General features: G+C 60.8%; 19 protein-coding genes. 7 read left to right on the forward strand and 12 right to left on the reverse strand.

Translation table 11 applies throughout. The features are described from left to right. Positions 1-50: 50 nt before the first annotated feature. The 5 genes from LRK71_RS13190 to LRK71_RS13210 form a co-directional block, all read right to left on the reverse strand. Positions 51-1,637 (reverse strand): oleate hydratase, encoded by a 1,587-nt coding sequence (locus LRK71_RS13190; protein ID WP_232404296.1) that lies wholly within the window; start codon positions 1,635-1,637, stop codon positions 51-53. A gap of 163 nt (positions 1,638-1,800) precedes the next feature. Further along, entirely contained in the window at positions 1,801-2,136 is a 336-nt protein-coding gene (locus LRK71_RS13195; protein ID WP_232404297.1) for a hypothetical protein, read from the reverse strand. A 304-nt stretch (positions 2,137-2,440) separates the two neighbouring features. Next, positions 2,441-4,300, reverse strand: coding sequence for an ATP-dependent zinc metalloprotease FtsH (ftsH, locus tag LRK71_RS13200; protein ID WP_232404298.1), 1,860 nt, complete (start codon positions 4,298-4,300; stop codon positions 2,441-2,443). Between the two features lie 125 nt (positions 4,301-4,425). Further along, complete coding sequence (locus LRK71_RS13205; RefSeq protein ID WP_232404299.1) at positions 4,426-4,782, reverse strand: hypothetical protein; 357 nt, start codon at positions 4,780-4,782, stop codon at positions 4,426-4,428. Positions 4,783-4,959: 177 nt separating this feature from the next. Next, complete coding sequence (locus LRK71_RS13210) at positions 4,960-5,616, reverse strand: DUF2267 domain-containing protein (protein WP_232404300.1); 657 nt, start codon at positions 5,614-5,616, stop codon at positions 4,960-4,962. 1 nt (position 5,617) lies between these two features. Here LRK71_RS13210 and LRK71_RS13215 point away from each other — a divergent pair, with 1 nt between their 5' ends. The 3 genes from LRK71_RS13215 to LRK71_RS13225 all read left to right on the forward strand — a co-directional run bounded on the left by LRK71_RS13215 (position 5,618) and on the right by LRK71_RS13225 (position 6,917). Continuing rightward, positions 5,618-5,782 carry a hypothetical protein gene (locus LRK71_RS13215; RefSeq protein ID WP_232404301.1) on the forward strand — a complete coding sequence of 55 codons (165 nt, stop codon included), beginning with the start codon at positions 5,618-5,620 and terminating at the stop codon, positions 5,780-5,782. Positions 5,783-5,891: 109 nt separating this feature from the next. Then, the gene (locus LRK71_RS13220) at positions 5,892-6,311 is read left to right on the forward strand and encodes a CBS domain-containing protein (protein ID WP_232404302.1); all 420 of its coding nucleotides are present in this window, start codon (positions 5,892-5,894) and stop codon (positions 6,309-6,311) included. A 54-nt stretch (positions 6,312-6,365) separates the two neighbouring features. Beyond that, entirely contained in the window at positions 6,366-6,917 is a 552-nt protein-coding gene (locus tag LRK71_RS13225; RefSeq protein WP_232404303.1) for an HPF/RaiA family ribosome-associated protein, read from the forward strand. Positions 6,918-6,989: 72 nt separating this feature from the next. On the opposite strand, the gene LRK71_RS13230 is transcribed toward LRK71_RS13225, so the two are convergent. After that, entirely contained in the window at positions 6,990-7,826 is an 837-nt protein-coding gene (locus tag LRK71_RS13230) for a Crp/Fnr family transcriptional regulator (protein WP_232404304.1), read from the reverse strand. A gap of 147 nt (positions 7,827-7,973) precedes the next feature. Between LRK71_RS13230 and LRK71_RS13235 the strand changes: the two genes are divergently transcribed. The 4 genes from LRK71_RS13235 (at position 7,974) to LRK71_RS13250 (ending at position 10,456) form a co-directional block, all read left to right on the forward strand. Continuing rightward, positions 7,974-8,426 carry a host attachment protein gene (locus LRK71_RS13235; RefSeq protein WP_232404305.1) on the forward strand — a complete coding sequence of 151 codons (453 nt, stop codon included), beginning with the start codon at positions 7,974-7,976 and terminating at the stop codon, positions 8,424-8,426. 2 nt (positions 8,427-8,428) lie between these two features. Then, on the forward strand, positions 8,429-9,391 hold the full coding sequence (locus tag LRK71_RS13240) for a Crp/Fnr family transcriptional regulator (protein ID WP_232404306.1): 963 nt from the start codon (positions 8,429-8,431) through the stop codon (positions 9,389-9,391). Then, the gene (locus LRK71_RS13245) at positions 9,366-9,893 is read left to right on the forward strand and encodes an Hsp20/alpha crystallin family protein (RefSeq protein ID WP_232404307.1); all 528 of its coding nucleotides are present in this window, start codon (positions 9,366-9,368) and stop codon (positions 9,891-9,893) included. The genes LRK71_RS13240 and LRK71_RS13245 overlap by 26 nt, the downstream gene beginning before the upstream one ends. Positions 9,894-10,162: 269 nt before the next feature. Continuing rightward, positions 10,163-10,456: a YgiT-type zinc finger protein gene (locus LRK71_RS13250; RefSeq protein WP_232404308.1), complete on the forward strand. Its 294-nt coding sequence runs from the start codon at positions 10,163-10,165 to the stop codon at positions 10,454-10,456. Positions 10,457-10,527: 71 nt separating this feature from the next. Here the strand turns inward: LRK71_RS13250 and LRK71_RS13255 are convergent, their stop codons facing one another. From LRK71_RS13255 to paaK, 6 genes are all read right to left on the reverse strand, one after another. Further along, the gene (locus tag LRK71_RS13255) at positions 10,528-10,968 is read right to left on the reverse strand and encodes a hydrolase (protein ID WP_232404309.1); all 441 of its coding nucleotides are present in this window, start codon (positions 10,966-10,968) and stop codon (positions 10,528-10,530) included. Positions 10,969-11,047: 79 nt separating this feature from the next. Continuing rightward, complete coding sequence (locus LRK71_RS13260; protein ID WP_232404310.1) at positions 11,048-19,279, reverse strand: GH36-type glycosyl hydrolase domain-containing protein; 8,232 nt, start codon at positions 19,277-19,279, stop codon at positions 11,048-11,050. 158 nt (positions 19,280-19,437) lie between these two features. After that, positions 19,438-20,454, reverse strand: coding sequence for a universal stress protein (locus tag LRK71_RS13265; protein WP_232404311.1), 1,017 nt, complete (start codon positions 20,452-20,454; stop codon positions 19,438-19,440). A gap of 507 nt (positions 20,455-20,961) precedes the next feature. After that, positions 20,962-21,609, reverse strand: coding sequence for a BON domain-containing protein (locus LRK71_RS13270; RefSeq protein ID WP_232404312.1), 648 nt, complete (start codon positions 21,607-21,609; stop codon positions 20,962-20,964). Positions 21,610-21,966: 357 nt separating this feature from the next. Then, positions 21,967-22,563: a TetR/AcrR family transcriptional regulator gene (locus LRK71_RS13275; RefSeq protein WP_232404313.1), complete on the reverse strand. Its 597-nt coding sequence runs from the start codon at positions 22,561-22,563 to the stop codon at positions 21,967-21,969. Positions 22,564-22,586: 23 nt separating this feature from the next. After that, entirely contained in the window at positions 22,587-23,894 is a 1,308-nt protein-coding gene (gene paaK, locus LRK71_RS13280) for a phenylacetate--CoA ligase PaaK (protein WP_232404314.1), read from the reverse strand. Between the last annotated feature and the right edge of the window lie 6 nt (positions 23,895-23,900).

Consider the following 23,900-nt stretch of genomic DNA (forward strand, 5'->3'; position numbering starts at 1 on the left):
CGTGCCTGCACCAACCTGATCCCGCAAGGTGGTGACGGTGTGGCTGACGGTCACTCTGTCCCCATGCCCACAAGAACCCGTGCGGCGCGTATCAGTACCATCGGGTCGCGTTCTGTGCGTGCGACAGGCGGCGGCGGATCGGCCTTACCGGTCAGGCTGGCCACGGCGGTGAGCGCAGATCGCACGGAGTACTCCACGGTAAAGACGCAATCGCGGGGCAGCTCGACATATTGCCCAATCACTGCGAAGTTCCGGGCGCCCTGAGGGCGCACATCGGGGCGGTCGCCAAGGATGCGCGGCATGAACTGGCTGGTGATAAAGGGCATCCGGCAGGGTACGCAGCGGGCGTCTTTGAACCATTCTTTCTGTGCCGCCGTAAGGTTCAGATGCCCACAGAGTTCTTTGATAATCTCGTTGCCCGTGGCCTCCCACATCGGCTTGGACACGAAATCGCCCTCGCGGTCGCCACGCAGCCCATAGCCCCAGAAGACATAGCTGCCATGTTTTTGCCCGCGAAAATGCGGTTGATGCATGAGCACGATAGAAAGCGTCCAGCCCGACGCAGCAAAGGTGAGCAGCCCGCCCGTACCCGTGCGGTTGTTGGTGAAATCCTCCATGAATTCAAAGAAGTCAGGGCTGTCCATCGTGACGGTGAAGGAATGCCAGGCGGTCTCGCTGGTGTCGCCGCAGAACGCTTCGGGGTTACCGAACCCTTCATGCTCTGCCGCAAGGCTGCGCCAGAGCGCCCATGCACCGCCCTCGTGATCCTCGAGACCGGGGGCCTCGGTGTTCGAGCCCAGAACCGAACCCTCGGTCATGGACCCCAGGGTGAGATAAACCCAGTCTGCCTCGCTGATCGGCACCCTCTCGTCACCAGCGAGGATCAGGGCGACGACGCAGCGATCCTGCCGGGTGCCCTCAATCCTTACGTTGGTGACCTGCGCGTCGGTCGCGATGTGAACGCCCCTGTCCTGAAGCCAGGTCACGATCGGCCCAATGAGCGAGTCATACTGATTGTAGCGCGTCCGCAAGATCCCGGCGATCCGGGTGAACCCGGGAAACAGGTGGATGAAACGTCGCAGATAGCGCCGCATCTCGATGAGAGAATGCCAGGGTTGGAACGAGAACATTGTGGACCACATCAGCCAGAAATTGCTGTCGAAGAATTCTGGCCGGAACCAGTCATTGATCTTCCGCGCGCCCAATGTGCGTTCCGAATGCAGAACCAGCCGGTTGATATCGACGATGTCGTGGGCGCTAAGCGTGAGATCGTAGCGATCCTCGGCGGGCTTTCCGTCACGCACGAGGCGACAATCGGACGAACCGGGCACCATCCTGTTGAAGGCCCGGATATCCTCACTAACCGTCAAGCCCGGATCGTCGGCAGAGGGAATCGTATCAAGCAGGTCGAAGGTGCAGGCGAAGTGTTTCTCGAACATCCGGCCGCCACGGACCACGTAACCGAGTTCGGCTGTACCCGCGCCGTCCAGCGACCCGCCGACGACATCGCATTGTTCGTAGATCTGGATACTCTGGCCCTTGACCCCGGCATCGCGGATCAGGAAGACCGCCGTGGCAAGACCGGCGATGCCGCCGCCGACGATATGGTGCTGCCCTTGGGCGTCGTCGGTCGGCATGGCGCGAGGCTCCTCTTCAGTCTGGTTCCGCTCATCTTGGACGATGTAAGGCAGGGTGCGTTGACCAGGATCAATGGCGAGAGCCTTTGGTGTCGGCATTCGATATATGCCGCATCGCCTGTAGCGGGGAAACGTCGGAGACTGCGGCCCAGGGAAGGCCGGGTTATCCGCCTGGCCCGCCAAAGAGCGACACCCGCATCAGCTTTGCAACGTCGTGAAGGCTGTCGGAGCGATCCGATCGCTGGCCGCCATCTGACAGGCGTTTGATCCTGCGCGGAGAGACTCCGAAGTACCTAGCGATCTCGTCGTCGTTCAACCCTAGGTCGTGAAAGGTCTCAACCGTCCGTTCGGGATGCGGGCCGAGCAGATCGTCGACATCGTTTCGGCAATTCTGGTATTCGCTATGCCGCATTGGGAAAAGAATCCAAGGTTTACTCTCGGGCGCGAGGACCGATGGGTCATTCGCTTTGATTGTCGCATCGTCATTGAATCTCATCATCGCGTAGCCCCCTCCAAAAGCAGCAACCCGGTGGAGTATGGAGATTCGCAGATTCGCCACATTGTCAGCCGTCAACGGGGATGGATTCCCGCGCCGTTGAACCATGTTGCATTGGCCAAATTCCGCGTATCTACGCGCGTCAGCTGCCCGGAGACAATCCCAGTCAATCCGATAAGCCGGGCTTTGGCGTCAATAGCGGGCTTTTTCAGGATTTGATGGCGCCGTGCGTCCTCCCATCAAGGCGGAGGTGGCCGATTAGGGGACGGAATATCCGACCGGTTCGGATGGTGCCATTGTGTCCTGTTCACGTCTCGCATTCGTTGTCATCGTTCTTGCGCGGCAGCGGCCTGACCACGGATACGACCGGTTTCAGACAGGTCTCGATTTCCTTGAACTCCAGCACCTCCTTGCTCTCCAACGCGTCGATCAGCGCACGGACCTCTTTTTCGTGGCGGGTGATAATGCCGGTTGCATCTGCCTCTGCCTGTTTGAGAAGCGTCGATACCGCATCATCAACCCGTGCGGCGGTTTTGTCGGCGTGTTCGCGCGGCTGGGCCATCGACTGGCCGAGGAAGGGATGATCCTCGCTCTGACGCAGGTCCACCGGGCCTATGTCGTCGCTCATACCCCAACGGGCGACCATCGATCGGGCCAGCTCGGTGGCGCGTTTGATGTCGTCGTCGGCGCCGGAGCTGACGCCGCCGAGCAGGTGCTTTTCGGCCGCGCGCCCGGCCAGCAGGATGGTCAACTGGCTGCGAAGGTAAACCTCGGACAGGGTGTGATGCTCTTCGCGCCCGAGCATATGCGTCCCACCCAGGCTGCGCCCGCGCGGGATGATCGTCACCTTGTAGAGCGGATCGGCCCCCGGCGTGTAAAATGCCGCCGCTGTATGACCCGCCTCATGCACGGCCAGGCGGTGTTTTTCCTCGGGCTGGATTGCCAGCGTGCGCACGGTGCCCATCATCACCTTGTCGCGGGCCTCCTGAAGGTCCGCCATAGTGATAGATGCAGCGCTTCGGCGGGCGGCCTGGATCGCGGCCTCGTTCAGCAGGTTTTTCAGATCGGCACCCGAAAAGCCCGGGGTGCCATCCGCGATCGCACCCAGATCCGCAGGATCGGCAAGCGGCAGCACCCTGGCATGAATGTCGAGGATTGCCCGTCGGTCCAACCGGTCGGGCAGATTGAGCACAACATGCCGATCAAAGCGCCCGGGGCGCAGAAGCGCAGGGTCAAGCACATCGGGCCGGTTGGTCGCGGCCAAGACCACGACGGCCTCCTTGCCCTCAAACCCGTCAAGCTCGGCCAGAATCTGGTTCAGCGTCTGTTCGCGCTCATCGTGTCCGCCGCCAAGCCCGGTGCCCCGGGTGCGGCCGATGCTGTCCAACTCGTCGATGAAGATGACCGCCGGGGCAGCCTTGCGCGCGGCCTCGAACATCTTGCGCACACGGCCAGCACCGACACCGACAAAAACCTCGATGAACTCGGAGCCCGATGTCGAAAAGAACGCAACATCAGCCTCGCCCGCCAGCGCTTTGGCCAGAAGCGTCTTGCCGGTGCCGGGTGCGCCCATCAAAAGCACCCCGTGCGGCACTTCGGCGCCCACGCGTTGGAAACGTTCGGGTTCGCGCAGGAACTCGACCAGTTCGGCCACCTCCTTCTTGGCCTGGTCCTGACCAGCCACATCAGCGAAGGTTGTCCGGGTTCCGCTTTCGTTGGGCCGGGAAAACCGTCCGCTGAACAGGCCCCCCAAGCCGCCCGGGCCAAGCCCACCCGCTCCAAATCCGCCCCCCATCTGACTCAGCATCCGCCGCTGGAACCAGAAATAGACCGCGAGGATCAGAATCCACGGCAGGAGATAGCTGAGAACCGACACTCCCCGGGGTTCTTCGGCGGTGATCTCGACGCCATGCGCCTCCAGCAGCGGCAGAAGCTCGGGATCGCCCTGGGACGGTGTAACCGCGCGGAACCGCGGCACTGCGGTGGTAACGTCAGCCTCGCCCGAGACCGTTATCGCGTGCTCCTGCAGAAGCGCCTGACCAACTTCACCGTTGTTAATCATCTGCTTGATTTCACTGTAGGAAACGATCTGGACCCTGGAATCAACATTGCTGAGGGACGCAAAGGTATAAGCCGCAAAAAGCACTGCCCAGAGAGCGAAAATCATCCATCGATTCTGGGCGTCGTCATATGGCGGTTTGCGAGGCGGATCATTTGGCATTCGCTATCCTTCCTGACTTCGTCCGGTGTCGCGGCAATGATGGCCCGTTTGACTGATCCCGAGGCTCCCGATCAATGTCGCCGCCGCGCCCTGATAATGCCTTGCCCGGGCGACCACTTGGTCGGCGTTCGGATTTCCGCATCACGCAGGTGGTAGATGGCCAACCGTGTGCGGGTCAGGCAGGTGACAACACCATAGGTGGTCAGCAGGGTGCGACTTGGTGGCGCGATTGTCTGCGACACCCACAACAGCATGAGGACCCGGATACATGCTGCCCCCGCGAACACACAGTCGATCCCCAGCCCGTCGAATTCGAAGAATGGATCGGCCAGTCGGACATCGTGATCGACTTCCACGCGGTCGAAGACCACCGGCGGGTTGGTCAGACAGACATGTTCGGCGCGCAGGTCGCCGTGGCCTTCGCTCAAGAAGCCCCGACACGCCCGCGCGATGATTTCCCCACGGCAGGATTCGGGTGCCGGAGGGGGACAAAATCCAGCACGTCGGCGCGCAGCGGGCTGCCCAAATGTCCTTCAGAGACACCTCGACAGGATCACATTCCGTTTGAACCAGGGTGCCGACGGGCAAAGACATGCAGCCTACGCCTATTCCCAAAGTTCCTGAACAGGTTTACGCATGGCGTGCTTGACCTGCTCGAATTCGCCCCAGGATACATGTCGGCGCAAAAGGTCGATGACCGCCACCACGGCCCGGTCCGGTTCATCCAGAGGCTCTTTCTGAAACCGCGATGCAACCCGCTCGATCAGGTCACTCTTATTGCGTGGCTTCGCCGGGGTTTTCGAAGGGTTCCAGCCTTCAAAATACACCCCGCGCACCAGCACCGGAAGCTGCGCTGCCAGATCTGCGGCTTCATCAACCGTCAGAAAATCACGAATGGCGTGCAACGTCTCGTGCAGAAGCATGTATGCCCGTGGCTTTGAAAACCCGAGATCATCGCAGAGTTCATTCAGCCATTCGGCAAAAACCTGCGGGGCATGATCGAGCGTGGCGATACCGGTTGTGGTCATGAAGCACCTGCCGCTTGAATATGGTTGAACTGCATGATGGGCGGTAATCTCGTGCAGTGCATTGATGGCCGTCAATGCCGCGACGTTCCCAGCCCGCGATGAAGTGGCATGCTTTTCTTTGCGCTCAACAGATCCGATAGGCTGGGCCGACAGGTTGCCCGGATCGGAGGATTCGAAATCGCCCGGAACGAAGGCATGAATTCGACGGTGGAGAAGCGCCCGGAGTGCTGCCAAAGTGCGTACCATCGCGGCGCATGATCTGCTCACGAATGCGGCGATCTCGGCCTTCTCTCAGACCACTCTGGTCGACACCATCACCCTGACCGACAGCATTGCTGCTGTTGCGGCACCCAGTGGCAACCTAGCCGACCGTATGCGCATCCTGACATGTGCCCCCTGATTGCCGATGCAATCAAGCGATTGCATCATCCGCTTGACGGCAGTCAATGAAACCGGCGCGCCATAGCCCCTATCATGTACCCAAAGCGACGCAGAAAGGAGTCCCCCAAATGGAAGTTGCCGCAGCAATGCACCAACAGGCCGATTGGGCCAGTGCCGACACGCCCGTCAGCGAGGTGGCGAAGATAATGCAGAAAAACGATATAGGCGCGATCCCGGTCGGCAAGGATGACAAGCTGATCGGCATGGTCACCGACCGTGATATCGCGCTTCGGGTGGTCGCGGAAGGACGAGATCCGGCAAAAACAACCGCCGAGGAGATCATGACGAAGGGCATCGTCTATTGCAGGACGACCGAGACGGTGGAAGACACCATTCATCTCATGGATCAGAAGAAGATCCGCCGTCTTCCGGTCATCGACGATGACAAGCGGCTCGTGGGAATGCTGAGCCTCGGCGACATTTCCCACGCGGTTGGCAGGGAATTGTCCGGCGAGCTTCTACATGCCGTGGCAGATCACCATCCCTGATCCGCAGCGCTAACGTGCTCGATTTCCGTGACGTCCGCAATCCGGGGCCTCAAGATGCAGATTGAACCGATCATCTCCTATCACAATGTGGATCACTCGTTGGCGGTCGAGAATCTCGTGCGCCGACGCATCAAGATGCTGGAGCGGCGGGACAACCGCATCACCGAATGCGAGGTGACGATGGAGGCACCACAGAAAAGGAAACCGCACGGGCGCGTCTTCAAGGTTCGGCTCAACCTGCATTTGCCCGGCCCTGATTTGTCGATTTCCCGGGAAATCGCCCAAGGCAGCGCGCAAGACGATTTGATTCTGGCCGTGAACCGCGCGTTCACCGCCGCCGAGAAGGCATTGAAAAAGCGCAAAAAGAAGATGGACGGCATTGAGGTAAAGCACCATCCGCCCGTGCTTCACGGAGAAATCGCCGAACTGGAGCCTGAACTTGGATATGGCTGGGTCCAGGCCGACAATGGCCGAAAGGTATATTTTCAGCGCGACAGCCTGACCTCTGACGACTGGGAGCGTCTGGACAAAGGTACCCGGCTCCGGTTCCGCGAGATGCAGGGCGACAAGGGGGCCTACGCCGCGTCGGTGACGATTGCGGATTGAGGGCGATCAGCGTTGGCGGCATCCCAGACGCCCGAAAACCCGCCGCGATCCGGGCTGACCTCTGGACATTGGTCAGTGCTCGGGGCGATGGTTCTTCAAAAGATCCTGAAGGGTGGAAATGGCCTCGATTTCGTCGACGTCAGCCGCTAACGCCAAGGCTTTCGTGTCTCGGATCAAAATGCGGTCGGGTTCGAGAATGTCGATAACCCCTTGATCTCTTAGCGAATGCAGTGAGCGAGAGATCGATTCCGGTCGGGTGCCCAACAGGTGGGCCAGATCGGCCCGGTTGATCGGTATCTTGACCTCTATGCCCTCTGGGCTTGGCTGCAGAATATGGTCGATATCGCGAAAGCGAGAGCACAACAGCAGCAAAAATCCGGAAATTCGCCCCGCGATCTTCTGGTTTGACAGAATGATCAGCCACTCCCGCGCCCGATCCAATTCATTGGTGATGTTCAACAGGATCGCGCGTTCAAGGTCGGGCGCCCGCGTCATAAGGGCCTCAAATTTCGTCCGGGGGAATGCGCAAAATTCCGCGTCTGTCGCCGCCTCGATGGTAAACTCTGCCGCGCCGTCGAACACCCTTCCGAATGTGTCCCCTTCGACAAGAAGCCCGACGATATGCTCTCTCCCATCGGCCAAAGTCTTTTGCATACGCAAGATGCCAGACAGAACGCAGCCGATGAAACCTGAATGCTCCTGCGCATGAATGACTGTTTGTCCCGCGCGATAGCTTTTCGCACGGCACATCGCTTCCAGTGCATCCCGTGTTTCGGGACGAAGCTGCGAGAACGCCGTCGATCCAGACAAGGCCAGGCGCGTCCCTTTGCGAGTCTTTCCCGTCATATCTCCAGTGCCCCCCGATTGCCTGGCCAAGTTAGCGAGTCGCGCCACCTTCGCCTTGATCACCAGTATCTGATCAGTACCACACTTTCACCCCTACGGCCACGAGCGGCAAACCGCTGAACCGGGGTCGGCATTGATAGGTATCAATGACCTTCCGGTGTAGATCGGCTTCCATACTAAGAGCGCAACTTGTGCACAGTGGAGGATGTGATGCGTCACAAGACATGGGCCCTGATAAGTGATGGCGTCCGTGCCCGTATTTTGCGGGAACTCGAAGACGGCGATTCTCAGGACCCGATAGAACTCGTCAGCAAGGCAAAATCGACCCATCTGCGCGATTATCTCTCCGACAAGGCGGGCCGCAGCTTTGCATCGGGTGCCGACGGGCGGCGTTCTGCCATGGAACCCGGATCTGACCCGGTCCTGCGCGACATGCAGGATTTTGCACAGGAGACCCTAAGCGTTCTGGAAGATTACTTTCGCAAGGGGCATCTGACCCGGCTGGCGATTTTTGCCGCACCAAAAATGCTGGGGGTCTTGCGCCGCGAAATCCCCGCATCCCTGAACAGTGCGGTGATCCTCGAACGCGATCTCAACCTCATCAACCTACCCGAGGCGGATCTGCGCGACGCCGTGCGCCGGGCAATTAGAAAGGAGCCATAAACATGATTCAGACTGCACGTGATTTGGGGATGGGTGTGTCTTGGCCCCGAACCGAAATCCACGCAGCATTTAAAGCATGTCGCAGATGCAAGTTACGTGGTTCTCAACTCTGCCGCATCATCAAGGATGCGCCTGTTTTCGGCACTCATCCGCCAATTCTGCGCCGTTTTGGCCGCGGACAGCGAATTTTCGAACAAGGTAAGAGCAGCGGCTTTCTCGGAGTTGTCCGACGCGGTTATGCACGAAGATCAGTGATAAAGGTGAGCGGTAAACGTATTCTGGTGGGCCTGGTGATACCCGGCGACATCGTTGGCGGGCTTCTCGGTCAGGAGCATGGCTATGATTTAGAGGCCGCCACTGACATCGAAATCTGCTTTTACGACAGTGCGACAGTCAAGCGGCAACTGGAAATCAATCAGCCTTTCCGAAAGTCGCTGCTGCAGGAAATGGACCATCAGCACCAACGGCTTTTGGACTCGCTTTGGCACAATGGTTCGTTGACCAGCCGCGAGCGGATCATTGGCTTCCTCATCAGGGCGGTCGAGTTCATGCCGACCGAGCCGCTCCCCGACGGGGGCCTCGTTTTGAGCATGGAAATCGACCGGGGCGACTGGGCGGACCTGACCAATACCGCCGTCGAGACGATCAGCCGGACGTTGCGATATCTGGAAGGGAAAAAGCTGATCACCTGCCTTACCCCCTACCGGTTCCGGATTCACGATCTCGACTTGCTCGCGACCATTGCGGGCGTGGAACCGCCCGCTCGTCACGCGGCAGAGGGTGACCACTCAAAGCGGATGGAAACCTGCTTCAGGTCACTGAAATCTGACAACCGGATGACCGCCGTCAATGCACTGGCGCACGGTGCAAATAGATTAAACGCTGTCATGAAATCCATGTCCGTGCAGAAGCGCGGCCTTGCCAAAAGGAGACCTGAGGATGTCCAAGAAGAAGTCCGAGATTGAAGTTCGCAGAGAGACGCCACCAGCGACCGTCGAGGGGTGGCCATCAATGCTTTCGCTCAGAAACGAGATTGATCGGTTGTTCGACGATTTCGGCACAGGGTTCTGGCGGCAACCGCTGCTGCCGCGCCGGGTACATTCATTGTTCCCCGAAAGTGTCGAATGGACGCTGCAGCCGGCAACGGAACTCGTGGAATGTGACGGTGAATACCGGGTCACAGCCGAATTGCCGGGAATGACCGCCGAGGACATCGACATCAAGCTGAGTGATGGAACGATGACCATTCGCGGTGAAAAATCGGAGGCGAAGAAAGAGGAGAAGGAGGACTACCTCGTCAGTGAACGCCGCTACGGGGAATTCCAGCGCATCCTTTCCATGCCCTCCGGCATCGACGCCGAGGCCGTTTCTGCAGATTTCGCCAACGGCGTGTTGACCGTGACGTTACCAAAGACTCCGGAAGCGAAACAGAAAGAACGCAAGGTGGAGGTGAAATCCGCCGCCTGAGCGAACTGCGCAGTCCAAATCCCCGCGCCTCCCCCCACATGGAGGCGCATTACGGCCCCGGCAGCCTTGTCCCAGGCCTGTCCCTCGACTGCCTACTGCCGGGGTTTTCTTTTTGATCACCTTGCGGATCTGGTCAAAGGCCATGGTCGCGCATTCAGCCATGGCTGAACCGGGGTTTTATGCCGCAGGGATATTCAAGACGACTGGCCCGCCAGATTTTCGTCCCCCCCCATCTAGCAGCCAACCCAAATCAGAGAAAGGCCCGACCCATGCCCGCAGCCAACGTCTCGAACGTTAACGAGCAACCCATTAGAACCTGCTCCCGTTGCAACGGGTATGACCTCATCGAATGCGAAACCACGACATCAATCTGGAGCGGGGAAAAGCCTTATGTAATAGAGCGGATACCCGCACTGCGTTGTGCAACCTGTTCAGAAATCCTGATCGACTACGAAACAGCAGAGACCTTGAAGCAGATCGGTCATGAAGTTCTGAACGGAGGCAGCATGACCGAGCGCAAGATCGAGGTGCCGGTGATTACCTTCCCGGCGGCCGCCTTCTAAGCGGCGCGTGTTTCCGCCACGCCGACGACATAATTCTTGCCATAGGCTTTCGCGTAACGCGGCCAGATCGTCTAGAAAAAATAGATATCGCCCGGCGAGCCGCCGCGCTCGCGGACCAGATTCTGCATCTCCCGATACCAGTTGCGGGCCTCGCGATAGGGTCCCTCAAAGACCTTGGTGACAAAGTCCCCGGACAGCGTGGTCATCTCCTCGTTTTCAACCGGCTTTCTGACGGAAAAGTAGTGTTCGCTGGCCCAGGGCGAGGTGTCCTGGGTCAACACGATGCAGTCGTCTGGATCAAACGCACCGGCATTCTTGATGTGGCCTTGCACACGGGAAAACACCCGGCCCATATTCAGCGGCACATGCATGACCGACATCGTCACCGCCCGTATCATGGGCTTGTTGCGGAAATGCAGATCCTGCCCGTCCCATCCCTCGGGATTGAACTTTGGACAACATCCTGTCGTGTTGATCGACATGTCGTAGTGTGGCAATTCATTGATCTGCATCGGCCTCTCTCCTCCATCATGTGTTGTATCAGAATAGACAAATCGGCACGTTCGGCATTGATGGTGTGCAAGCGGGCATTCATACCCTCGCGCTGGCCTGTCGCCTACGCGCGATGCTCCCACGGCGGACTTGCACGCAAACCTGGCGGGTCGATCCGTCGGTTGGAAACTCCACGATCATCCCGTCTTCACCGTTCCCATCCTGTGTGTTGGCGGCACCGTCGTCGCTACAATCAACTTGCTGCACCGTTATCGCAATGGACCCGGCCTGTCCCCGCACCGTCGCGCGGTAACCGGTCCAGTCCGACGGAAGGCAGGGGGCGATGCGCAAAGCACCGCCCCGCAGTTCCAGCCCAAGGATCCCTTCGACCGCCAGACGCCACCCCCAGGCTGCGGCACCGGTATACCAGGTCCATCCAGCCCGGCCTTCAAACGGCGCAGCACCACCCACATCTGCCGGTATGGCGTAGGGCTCACCACGGTAGATGCGCATGTCCTCGGGGCGCGCGCTGCGGCGCGCGGGGTTGATCAGGTCGAATATCCGATACGCTTCATCGCCGTCGCCGAGCCGCGCAAAGGCCAGCCCGAGCCACGTGGCCGCATGGGTATACTGGCCACCGTTCTCGCGGACCCCCGGCGGGTAGGCGCGAATGTAACCGGGATCGCGTGGCGTCTTGTCGAAGGCCGGTGTCAAAAGCCGCACAAGCCGGTGTTCGGGATCGATCAGGTGGGCGGCCGCCGACCGGAGCGCCTGTTCGGCACGTGCCCGGTTCGGAGCACCCGCCAGAACCGCCCAGGACTGGGCGATGCTGTCGATCCGACACTCGTCATTCTGCGCCGCCCCCCACGGCACACCGTCATCGTCAAAGGCGCGTAGATACCAGTCACCGTCCCAGGCGCAGGTTTCCGCAGCCTGCCGCAATTCCCCTGCACGCTGGCGCCAGAACCCCGCCTCATCCGCCCGGTCGGACAGATCGGCCAGATCGGCACAGGCATCGCCGCAATACGCCGCGAACCATGCCAGCCAGACACTTTCACCGCGGCCCCGGCAGCCAACCCGGTCCATGCCGTCGTTCCAGTCACCGCTGCCGATCAGTGGCAAGCCGTGCGCCCCCTTGGTGGCGCCGCGCTGCATCGCACGAAGGCAGTGATCAAGCAGCGTGGATGATTGCCCGATCTCGAAGGCGGCATAGCGGTCCTCTTCGTCTTCGGCCAATGGCGGGGCGGAAAGAAAAGGCACCTGCTCCGTCAGGATGGATGTGTCGCCGGTGGCGCGGACATAGGTATGGGTGGCGTAGACCAGCCAGAGCATATCGTCCGAACAGCGGGTCCTGACACCGCGCTCCTCTGGTGGATGCCACCAGTGCAGCACATCGCCCTCTTCAAATTGATGGCCTGCGCAATCAAGGATATGGGCCCGCACGCGTTGCGGCTCGGACAGCAGGAACGCCATCATGTCCTGCAGCTGATCGCGGAACCCGACGCCGCCGCTGGCCTGCTGGAACCCGGCACGGGCGAGGATACGGGAGGCATAGGACTGGTACGGCAGCCAGCGGTTCACCATCAGGTCGAAGGCCTCATCCGGTGTCTCGACCCGGATCGCACCAAGACGGTGCTGCCAGACATCCGCCACAGCCTGAGTGGCCGCAGCCGCCTTGTCCGGTGCCGCGAATGTCGCGGCGAGGGTTTCTATCTCGGCCAGGCTGGTGGCAGCCCCAAGCACAAAAACCACCTTTTCCGTCGCGCCAGGCGCGATATCGAGATGCACCTGGTAGGCCGCGCAGGCGTCCTCCACCGAATCTGTTCGCCCCCAGGGGCTCCAGCGCCGCAGACCTTCGGGCATTGCAGTGCCGCCAGGGCCAAGAAAAGCCGCACGGTCACAGGTCATCGCATGTGCCTGCCGACTGGCGGTCAGGAACGCGATCTGACCGGCAAACGACGGTGACCAGCCGCTTTGCGCGATCAGCGCCCCGACCGCTTCGTGATAGCCTGTCCTGACATTCGGCTTGGCGGTCGATGGCGTCGCCCCAAGTTGCCACTCTGCATAACAGGTCGCGGTTATACGCCGCTGGCCTGTCGTGGTGTTCGTCAACTCCAGGCTGATCACCTTAACCGGTGCATTCTGTGGCACCGAAATCGAAAGCCGCTGCGCAAGTCCCTGCGATGACCGCTGCCAAACCGTCTCGCCCGCCCGGTGGGTGACGCGGCATTGTGTCAGATCACCCGTTGGCAATGGCGTGACCGTCCAGACCTGCGCGGTTTCCTCGTCTCGCAGATAGATCGCTTCGCCCTGCATGTCTGTGACCGGATCGTTTGACCATGGCGTCAGACGGAATTCCCCGCTGTTGAGGCTCCAGGTGAACCCCAGCCCGGATTCCGTGACGATGGTGCCGAAGTCGTCGTTGGCAATGACATTGCACCACGGCACCGGGGTGGTTTGGCCAGGGCCGATCTGCATGAGATAGTCGCCATTGTCGGGGATAAAGCCCCCGAGGCCGTTGTCACAAACCAGGTCCTGGGGTCGCTTCAATGGCTCGATCGCCTCGGTCATCGGGTGGCCGCCGGGGTCGAAGACCGGTGGTTTGACGGTGTCTTCCTGCGGTGTCGGCAGCGCCGCCTCCAGCGTCGGCGCGGCACCATCGAGCGTTACCCGCGCAAGCGTCTCAAGCGCGCGCACCTGAGCAGGTGAGATCCGGTCAACACTGTGCAGATGAACCCCGCCGTCGCCGCCAAGTCCCTCGGCGAGTCCGGCATCGCGCAGAGCGTCGCGCAGTCTCGCGGCGATCGGCTCTTCGTAGCTCGAGGCCTTCGTGCCGAGAACCACAAGATCGGAGCGCAGACCATTTCGTCTGAGCCAACGCTGCGCGCGCACGATGGGCGGCAGCAGATCGGCGCTGTCAGCGTCCGCAACCTCGACGAGCATGATCGGGTAATCACCGGAAACGCCAAGACCCCACAGGTCAGGTTGTCCCGGTCCTGCGGTCTCGCCGTTTGCGGCAACCCGTGCAGCCGGCCTGAGCAGGCGGGTGGCCAGGAGCTGTGTATCGGCCATATCCGATGGCGCCAGACCGACACGATTTGCCTCAACCGCAGCCGAGCGGGCAGCATCCTCGAAGGCCCAGTCCAGTGCGGGAGCGGTCGCGTAGCGTTCTGCCGTGTCGATTGCCGACTGCCGCGAACCCGCCGCGATCATGAGATATGCAAATGTCGCACGCTGTCCCGGTGCAAGACTGACCCGCGCCCGCAGCGCCGCCACCGGATCGAGGGTCCAACCTGCCGCACCCGTCATTTCCGCATCTGCGGCAGCGAGACAAGTTCCATGACGACCGACCAGCGCCCGCCTGTCGGTCTCGGCGCCTGCGGCGACCACGCCCCGATCCTCGCATAAAAGCCGGTGCAGCATCACCGAAGGTGCATCTTCGGGCCGCCGTGGTCGCCGGGTGAAAAGCACTCCGTCCATGTCTGGCAAGATCTCGCTCCTGACGAAGAGCTTGCTAAAGGCAGGATGGCGTTCATGCGCCGCATGCGGTGCAAGAACCGGTTCCGCATAGCTTGTAACGTCGACCACCCGGTGGCGGTCGTCATGATTGACCAGCGTAACGCGCCGGATCTCCACGTCATCCGCCGCAGCGACGCAAATCTCCTGTGTTGCGGCGATTTCGTGGTGCTGCAGGTGGAAGGACGCTTTTTCGGCGTGAAACATTACATCCACCCATTGTTCGGGTGTGCGCCGGAATTCCCATGTCGCGCCATCCTCGGCATCACGTAGTAAAAGCCGCGCTGCGCCGTTGTCGATGACGGGATCGCCGCTCCAACGGGTTAGCGACTGCCCGTGCCGCCAGATACTCCCCGTTGCCGCGCTCGACAGCCAGACCGAGAGATGGCCATTCCCGACCGTGTGGATCTGCGGTACATCTGTGTCCTCGGCGGACCAGCCGTGCAGCGGAAGAACGCGTCGTTCAATCTGTTCTGGAAGCGTCGACCCCGCGTCCGGCAACGGCTCCGGGATATATTCCCACGGCACCCGTTCATGCATTAGCAGATCAATGGCTGAAATGCGCGCATCGCGGTTGAAGCGACGCACAAAAACGCTGTCGCCCAATGCGTTGCCAATGGCGGACAGAAGCATGCCTTGATGGTGCGCCATATAGGTAAAAACCGGCACATGGGTGGCTGTTTCAGGTAACCGCAAAGGTGTGAAGTCAACTGCATCATAGAACCCGTAGTGCCCGCGGATGCCAAGCGCCTCGAGCCGACGTAGATTGCGCACGGCTGCCCCCGGTCGGACCGAAAGCGCAAGCGCGCTTGCATAGGGTGCGACCACATAATCCTCCGCAAGTCCCTGGCGCATGCCCAGCCCGGCCACGCCGAAGGCGCGATACTGGTAGTTCTGTGCGGTGTCCCGTGCGGCGAATGCGGCTTCCGACACCCCCCATGGCAAGCCGAGCCTGTCCCCGTAGCGCCGCTGAATATCGACGGCGGCCTGCTCGCTCTGGCCCAGCAACTGACCCGGAGCACTGCGGATCAGAAGCGTCGGCATCAGGAACTCGAACATGGATCCGTTCCATGACAGGACCGTCAGCGGACCCGAGGACCGCGAGATTGGCCGCCCCAGATGGAACCAGTGTTCTGCCGGAACATCGCCCTTGGCAATGGCGATGTAGCTGGCCAGCCGCGCCTCGGACGCGAGCAGATCGTAGCGGTGCTCGTCCATCCGATCGAAGCTGAGATTGTAGCCGATAAAGAACGTCCGGGTTTCCCGATCATAAAGGAACGAGAAGTCCATTCCCATCGCGAGCCTGCCAGCCTCCTGAGCAAGGGTCAACAGGGTGTCGCGCATAGCCACCTGTGCAGTCTGTCCGGCGGAAATGGCGGTCTGTAGTTCCGCACCCTCAAGCCCGGTTTTCGCAAGACTTTGGGTGCCATCCTGGATGCATCCCAACACATCATCAAGCTGCCCGAGCGCTATGTCCGGGCGCAGCCTTTTGGCGATCTCGGCGGCGTTTTCCTCGACCTCCATCCAACCGTCGATCGCCAGCCACGGGCAAAGGGCGTCGAGATCACGCAGGAAGCTTGCCGCGTGATGGCGGCTGCGCTCGAACCAGAAATGCAATTCGCCCGGAGCGGCGCCGGGCGTGGCATCTATGGCGTTCAGGATGGCCCCGGACAGCTTGGGCAAGTCTTCTTCAAGACTCCGACAAAGAGCGCCGCGCCACCCGGCCGGATCATCCCGAGCCGCTTCGGCATTGTCGCTGAGGGTGCGGATCCGCGCCCGTATCACCTGTGAATGTTCGGCCGGCAGATCTCCGGTTGCCTCTGCCAACACGCCAAGCGTGTCGATGAACCCGTCCCAGAGCGCGCGCGACAGCGCCGGACCATTCGCAACCTCAATGAGGCCTTCGCGCAGTGTCAGAAGTGACACCGCGAGATTGCCACTGTCCACTGTCGAGACATAGCGAGGCTCCAGCGGCAGAAGGGTGCGCGTCTCGAACCAGTTCACGAGATGCCCTTGGTGGCGCTCGATCCGTTCCAGCGCCTCAAGTGCAAATTCTGTCCGCTGCGCGAGGTCGCGCAGCCCGACATGCCCGAGATCAAGTGCGGTCATGGACGACAAGAATTGCATCCCGACATTCGTGGGCGAAGATCGGTGGGCGATTTTCGCCTTGGGTTCGGTCTGGTAATTGTCGGGCGCCAGCCAGTTGTCCTCGGGTCCGGCGAAGGTCTCGAAATAGGCCCATGTGCGCCGTGCGATGTGGCGAAGCCACGCAACGTCGGTGTCCGAAAAACTGTCCTCTGTGGGGTGCCATGGTCGGCATATCAGGTAGGCGATTTCTGGCGACAGAATCCAAAGTAGCAGCAGCGGCAGTGCTCCGGGCAAAGCAGCAGGGGCCAGAACGGCCAGTGTGGCCGTGATGACGAGACAAAGCAGGGGTGCGCCCGCCATGTCGATCCAGAAACGCGCCCGCGTATTGGCACCCGTCGCGGCAACATGGGCGGCGGTCGACCATTCCAGCATGTTGCGCCGCGACACGGTGAGCCGCCATAGCGCACGTCCGATGGCGTCGAGACAGATGACCGCCTCATTCGCCATGAACGCGATTTCCAGAAGCCACCGGCCAACGTGGTCGCGCAATTGTCGCCAGCGGTCCTGCACGGCGCCGCGACGACGCCCGCGCGAGATACCCGTGACGATGTAGGTCACCAGATAGCTGCCCGGAGCCGCCACGGTCAGCAGCGTCCAGATCAGTGCCGCCTCGGGGATCACGAGCCAGCCGCAAAGAGCCAGCAGCACAAGGGACGGAGCGATCAGACTCCGGCGGAGATTGTCAACGATCTTCCAACGATCGAGTGCAGACAGAGGGTTGCGCAACCGATCCCCGCTGCGCCCCGGTGCCTGTCGGCCAAGCCAGGGCAACAATTGCCAGTCCCCGCGAATCCAGCGGTGCATGCGGCGTGTGAAATCCGGATACCGCGCTGGAAACCCTTCGTAGAGCACAATATCGGATGCCAGAGCCGCCCGCCCGTGGAGCCCCTCGAACAGGTCGTGACTGACCAGCGCGTTTTCCGGAACCCGGTTCCCGAGGCTGCGCCGAAAGGCCAGAGCATCATAAGCCCCCTTTCCGGTGAAAATCCCTTCGCCAAAAAGGTCCTGGTAAATGTCGGATACCGCGCGGCTGTAAATGTCGATGGCCGTGTCGCCGGTGTAGAGCCGCGTAAACGGCGAAACTGCCCCCGCTTCCGGGGATATCTCGATCCTGGGCTGGATGAAGGTGTAGCCCGCGATGACACGCTCTCCGTCCTCGTCGAATTCAGCGCGATTGAGCGGATGGGCCAGCGCGCCAAGAAGGCTGTGCACCGCGCCCGGGGGGGCAATTGTGTCGGCATCAAGCGTCACGATATACCGCGCGGCACGCAATCCTTCGACATCCCCCTCGGTCAGGGGAAAGGCATCCGTGACCCCGTCATGCAGGACATCGTTGAATGCCTCAATCTTGCCCCGTTTGCGCTCCCATCCCATCCAGATGCCGTCCACCTCGTTCCAGCTGCGTCGGCGATGGAGCAGGACGAAGGGCGCGGTCTTCTCGTATCGACGGTTCAACTCACGAATCCCGTCGACGAGTGCGGCCTCAAGCGCTTGGTCCCCATCCGTCACTTGTTGCGCGGCATCGGCAGGGTCGCTCAAAAGCGCATAGTGTATCTGCGGATCCGGGTTTGTCAGCATGTGACGTTCCAGTTGCGCAAGAACAGGAGCAACCTCGTCGGGACGTCGGAAAATGGCCGGGACAATGACGGCTGCGTCGACGCCTTCGGGCAGTCCCTTTTGGAAATCCATCTTGGGCAGAACCCGCGGCGGCACGGTTTGCGTGACAAGCCAATTGGTCACCGTCACCGCAATGATCGAAGCGGGCATCAGCAGCAGCAGACCACCAAGCGCAAGAGCGACGCCGCTTGCACCCCAAGTGATGAGCAGCGCCAGCGGGGCGGCAAGCCCCAATGCGGCAACTCCGACAAGGCCCAAGACGTAGACCCATCCCGGTCGGCGCAACGCCAGGCGGCGAAAGGCTTCGGTGCGCTTGCCCCGATAGCCCGTCAGCGCCTCGAACTCGGCGCGGCCACCATCGACCAACCACCATCCGACATGGTTCTGGCGTGACGATCCCCTATGGTCGCGCGACATACGAACCGCCTCGCGTGCGATGTCTGGCTCAGACTGCCCGGTCCCATCGGCAAGAACTTCGATCGCCTGCCGATACCGGTCTCGCGTGTCAAAATCCATCTCGGGGTATAGCCCGTCGGGTGACCTGCGCAGGATTGCCTCGACATGGCTTGTCTCTTCGACAAATGCTTTCCAGTCGATCCGCTCAATTGCGGCAAGTGCCACGATCGCCCGCGACAGGGCATCGGTGGGATCCCGGTCTTGCCAGTTACCGGGCCTCTCCAGCTCTTGAAAGGGTGGCGCGAGTTCCGGGACAAGACAACAGAAGGTCGTCATGATTTCTTCGAGCGCCACGAGCCGAAGCATCGCAGGGAATGCCCATAGCTCGGCGAGGGAAAGCCCTTCCCCGCCTTGGAACGCGTTCACGAAAGCTGTCGTAGTCGCCACGTCGATCTGCGCATGGCTTTCCTCAACGTAGCTGCGTGCTGCAAGAAATGCACGCGGGCTCCCCTGCGCCTCAGGCAAGGCGGATCGGGCGAGACGGCGATAGAAAGCCGGTGGCATATCCTCACGCACCTGACGTACCGCCCGACGCACATGATACTCGTTGTCAAGCAGCCACTCTGCCGCCTTCGAGGCTTCGGGTGGTGGCACGCGGCAGATGCACCGCGCCTCATCCAGCCAGGCGGGGATCCTGTCGAGGCGCTTCCATACGGGTACGGCCCGCGCAGGACCAGGGTGCACGCAATTGTGCCGTAACTGGGTTTCGGACGCAGCGGCGACCGGTTCCTGCAGCTGCGAGGAAGGCGGTGTCACGGCTCTTGCCGCAAGGCAGCGGGCCATCTCGGTGTTTTTCCGCCCGCGCGATGAGTGCTCATCTCCGCGTTCCGGATTAACAGAACTGGTGTCACGGCACGGGAGAGAAGATACTCTGCGGTGCTCCCGATGGGCAGATCCGGATCGTTTCCCAGCCCGCGGGCCGAAAGGACCACAAGTTCGCCCCGTTCTTCGCAAATCGCCTTCATCAGAGCCCTGCGTGGCTCATCGCCGCTGAGCCGACGGACGCGGTTGCCGTGTCTGTGGACAGGGAGCAATCGACGCAAACGCTGAAGCCGATCTTCGACCGTGCGTGCCGCCTCCTCCTTGAGTTCACGCCAGAGCGCCTCATCTCCCTGTCCCGTCCGTCCAGTGCCGAACGAGCCGGCATGCGAAACAGCGTGAAGGATGACAAGTTCTGCCGCGCGGATCCGCGCAATCGCGGCGGCGAAGCGAAGCGCGGCTTCTGATAGCGGCGAACCGTCCATTGGAACTATGATACGACGGGTCCTGGGAGGCTCACCTGCAATTTCGTCCGGAACGAGCAGAACCGATCCGTGAAAGACCTCTGCAAGATGCCTGGCCGTCCCTCCGAGGCCCCATCGGCTTGGGGGTCCGAAGGTCCCGGTGCCCAAGACCAGAAGATCCGCCTCGCAGCGCAGCGCCTCTTCGTGGATGCACCGCCCGGCTGAACCGCACACCACGATCGCACGTATGTCGGTGGTTGCCCCGGCGGTGTCGGACATCCGTATTAGATCGGCTGTCTCATCGCGTCTGGTCAATTCCCAATCGACGGGATCGGCGCAGCGAACCGTGGGCGGCCCGGCGGGCACGACTCGCATGGCCGTCAGGTCAGCCCCCGTTTGGTTCGCCAGCAATACGGCTTGTTCCAGTATGCGCGCGGCATCAGGGGACCGGTCGAGACAAACCAACACATGGCGCAAAAGGCGATCATCGCTCTCCTGCCCATGTGGTCGGTCCACGATGGCCGGCCCGGAATGAATATCAGGCATGGCAACCTCCCGTCCAAATGGCGCTTCGTTGTTGCGTAAAGCTTGGGTCTACATGCTACCCACACAGGCCTGGGGTTCATTGACGGGACGCAATGCGCTCGCCCTGTGCCTGACACCGCCACAACGCGGCCAAAGAGGTCTGATGTCATTGATAGCTGGCAACGAAGCGGTTTTGGCTGTGTTTAGAAAAGCAGTGATAGTAAGTGCAGACCTTGCTGTAGTGTTTCGCCCGAACGCATTCGCGGGCCGGAATGCGGGCCGTCTGTGGTCGTGAGAACGAATGCAGACGGCTCTACACCAAGTTCCCGACCAGCCTCGCTGCTCGGCTGTCAAGAACACGCCGTCCCTGAGACCTAGCGCATCACCTCAGGCCTGATCACGGGGCCGGGCCGGGACGACCGCAGCGCAAAAGCGCCGGGGCCGAGGCCTTGATCAGCGCGACGAACTCGCAAATCAGCGAGCTCAAATCAGGCAAATAGCCGCGCCATCCAGTTTGAAATGGAGCGGTCACTGCACCGCCAGATGATCGATGACGTTCGTCACCCCGGGGGCCGCCCAGGCCGCGCGCTCCGCGCTCCTGCGTTCGCCCAGATAGCGGACTTCGCCCTCAAGCGTTACGGTCCCGTCATGAACCACCACCCGGATTCCCGAGGCATCAAGTTCCGCATCGCGCACGAGGGTCTTCTTGATCCGCTCCGATACGTCCGAAACCTTTACCGACGGTCGGACCCTGAGATGGTTGTTGATGCCGGTTACACCCGTCATCCGACCGATCACCCGTTCTGCGGCATCACCCTGATATCGCCATTCCACATCACCCTCGAGGGTGACCCGGCCCTTGGCGACGGTGACATGGATCTTGTCTTCCGGTACCGATGTGTTCCACTTCAGCGAATTGGCGACGCGTTTCGCGATCTCATCGTCAGCTGTGATGTGGGCACCAATTGGCCGGACCTCGATTTCGTCGGCGATCGCACGGACGCCCACGACGGTTTCAACGATGCCCAGCGTCGTGATCTTGTCGCTGTAGCTGCGGACATGCCCTGTCAGCGTTACGACAGCCTGATCGACCGCCACGCCAATGTCGGCAGCATCAATGCTTGGCTCGAAATCAAGTTCATCAATGATGTCCAGTCGTAGTTGCTTGTCAGTCATCTCTTCCTCCACTTTGCAAACCACATCAAGGACGATATCTTTGCGGATTTCTATTGACATTGATGGCTCGCAACGACGGATCCGAAAGGCGCTGGACAAGGATCTGACGGGAGGGGGGAAACCTGGGGATTGGTTGCTATGATGTAGCGGTTGTTCAAATAGGACGACCACCATGGATATACGAATTGTTGTTGAAACGACTTTTGAAGATGGGAGGAAACGATCTCATCTGGCTGGCTGGCTGCTCGATTGGCCGAACCAAGGGCGACATCAGCACGGAACTGCACGCCACCTGCGCATGATTGCTATCAGGGCCTGATGCCGCATCCGTAAGTTTGGGTCAAAGCCAACCCTACGCTAAAGCCCAGCCACCCCGGTAAGGGTGAGGTCGGCCACCAGATCTGCATAGTCTTCGCGGGCTTTTGATCCCGCGCCCGAATTCCACATGTAGTACCAGTTGAGCATACCAAAAACCGACATGGTCGTGGCGCGTAGCTTGCTGGGGTCCTTGGCAAACGCTTCGGGTGCGACGGTCTGCAGCGTATCGCTGAGATATTGCACCAATGCGCGCTGATAGGCCCGTAACAGTTTCTGCTGCTCTTCCGGCAGGGCCCCCATGGCGTTGGACTGCACCTTATGTTCATCATCTGCCCCCTGATAGGCCAGCAGGATTTCAGCCACCACCCGTCGCAGACCTTCTTCGGGGGACAGGCCTGCGACGTCAACGCCGCAGACCCGGTCCCGCAGATCGCGCAGATAGGTTTCAAGCAGGCCGAAAAGCACGGCATCCTTGCTGTCATAGTAGTGATAGATGTTGGCCTTGGAGATCCCGCATTCGCGCGCCAGCTGGGTCATCGAGGCGCGATCATAGCCCGCCTCGGCAAAAACCCTGGCGGCAGATTTCAGAATCTGGCCGCGCTTTTCATCGTGATCTTTTGCAATCGTGCGGGCCATGGGCTCACATCTCTCCCTGTCTGTTACGCATCGCGCTTGTCGATGACGCGCTTGGCCTTGCCCTGGCTGCGCTCTACTGTGCCGGGGTCGCCGACAATGACCTCGGTCGAGACGCCAACCATATCTTTGATCCGCTTGGTCAACATCCGCGCTGCGGCGGTTTTGGACAGTTCATCTGCGGCCTCTGGCGTTGCCTCAACAAAGACCCGCATCGCATCCATGCGGCCCGCCTTGTACAGCTCGATCTGATAATGCGGTGCCAAACCGCCGGTGGCCATCAACTGTTCTTCGATCTGGCTGGGGAAGACATTCACCCCGCGCAGGATGATCATGTCATCCGAACGGCCGGTGATTTTTTCCATTCGCCGCATCGTGCGCGCCGTACCCGGTAGCAACCGGGTCAAATCACGGGTGCGGTAGCGCACCATCGGCAGGCCTTCTTTTGTCAGGGTGGTAAAGACCAGTTCGCCCATTTCACCATCCGGCAGCACCTCGCCGGTGACCGGGTCGATGATTTCCGGCAGGAAGTGGTCTTCCCAAATGACCGGTCCGTCCTTGGTTTCCACGCATTCGCTGGCAACCCCCGGCCCCATGATTTCGGACAGCCCGTAGATATCAACCGCGTGCATGTCAAAGGCCGCCTCGACCTCGCGGCGCATGGCATCCGTCCAGGGTTCGGCACCAAAAACCCCCACCTGCAGCGAGCTGTCGCGCGGATCCAGGCCTATTTTATGGTATTGTTCCAGAATGTTGAGCATATAGGACGGTGTCACCATGATGCCGTCAGGCTGGAAATCAGTAATAAGACCAACCTGTTTTTCGGTCTGGCCGCCAGACATCGGAACCACCGTAGCGCCAAGGCGTTCGATTCCATAATGCGCCCCGAGCCCGCCAGTGAACAACCCATAGCCATAAGCGTTGTGCACCATGTCACCTTTGCGCAGGCCCGCCGCACGCAAAGACCGTGCCACCAGATCAGCCCAATTGGAAATATCATTGGCGGTATAGCCGACCACGGTTGGCTTGCCCGTGGTCCCAGAGGACGCATGCAGGCGGATGATCTGCTCGCGTGGCACCGCAAAAAGCCCAAAGGGGTAGTTGTCGCGCAGGTCGTTTTTATAGGTGAACGGGAATTTCGACAGATCCGACAGCTGCTGCAAATCATCCGGGTGCACCCCAGCGGCATCAAAGCGCTCTTTGTACATGGGCACGTTGTCATAGGCATGGCGCAGCGACCACTTCAGCCGCTTGAGCTGTAGCGCGCGGATTTCATCAATCGAGGCAATCTCGATCGCATCAAGGTCGGCCTTGTTGGGGGTCAAATCTTTCATGGCGTT

This window comes from Pseudophaeobacter flagellatus, assembly GCF_021228235.1.
GTDB lineage: Bacteria > Pseudomonadota > Alphaproteobacteria > Rhodobacterales > Rhodobacteraceae > Pseudophaeobacter > Pseudophaeobacter flagellatus.

What these genes read in the sequence shown, in the direction of transcription:
- LRK71_RS13190 (WP_232404296.1), bottom strand. Translation starts at nt 1,637, where the DNA reads ATGCCGACCGACGACGCCCAAGGGCAGCACCATATCGTCGGCGGCGGC.
- LRK71_RS13245 (WP_232404307.1), top strand. Translation starts at nt 9,366, where the DNA reads ATGTCCAAGAAGAAGTCCGAGATTGAAGTTCGCAGAGAGACGCCACCA.
- LRK71_RS13255 (WP_232404309.1), bottom strand. Translation starts at nt 10,968, where the DNA reads ATGCAGATCAATGAATTGCCACACTACGACATGTCGATCAACACGACA.
- LRK71_RS13250 (WP_232404308.1), top strand. Translation starts at nt 10,163, where the DNA reads ATGCCCGCAGCCAACGTCTCGAACGTTAACGAGCAACCCATTAGAACC.
- LRK71_RS13225 (WP_232404303.1), top strand. Translation starts at nt 6,366, where the DNA reads ATGCAGATTGAACCGATCATCTCCTATCACAATGTGGATCACTCGTTG.
- LRK71_RS13220 (WP_232404302.1), top strand. Translation starts at nt 5,892, where the DNA reads ATGGAAGTTGCCGCAGCAATGCACCAACAGGCCGATTGGGCCAGTGCC.
- ftsH (WP_232404298.1), bottom strand. Translation starts at nt 4,300, where the DNA reads ATGATTTTCGCTCTCTGGGCAGTGCTTTTTGCGGCTTATACCTTTGCG.
- LRK71_RS13265 (WP_232404311.1), bottom strand. Translation starts at nt 20,454, where the DNA reads ATGCCTGATATTCATTCCGGGCCGGCCATCGTGGACCGACCACATGGG.
- LRK71_RS13275 (WP_232404313.1), bottom strand. Translation starts at nt 22,563, where the DNA reads ATGGCCCGCACGATTGCAAAAGATCACGATGAAAAGCGCGGCCAGATT.
- LRK71_RS13195 (WP_232404297.1), bottom strand. Translation starts at nt 2,136, where the DNA reads ATGATGAGATTCAATGACGATGCGACAATCAAAGCGAATGACCCATCG.
- paaK (WP_232404314.1), bottom strand. Translation starts at nt 23,894, where the DNA reads ATGAAAGATTTGACCCCCAACAAGGCCGACCTTGATGCGATCGAGATT.
- LRK71_RS13240 (WP_232404306.1), top strand. Translation starts at nt 8,429, where the DNA reads ATGATTCAGACTGCACGTGATTTGGGGATGGGTGTGTCTTGGCCCCGA.
- LRK71_RS13270 (WP_232404312.1), bottom strand. Translation starts at nt 21,609, where the DNA reads ATGACTGACAAGCAACTACGACTGGACATCATTGATGAACTTGATTTC.
- LRK71_RS13235 (WP_232404305.1), top strand. Translation starts at nt 7,974, where the DNA reads ATGCGTCACAAGACATGGGCCCTGATAAGTGATGGCGTCCGTGCCCGT.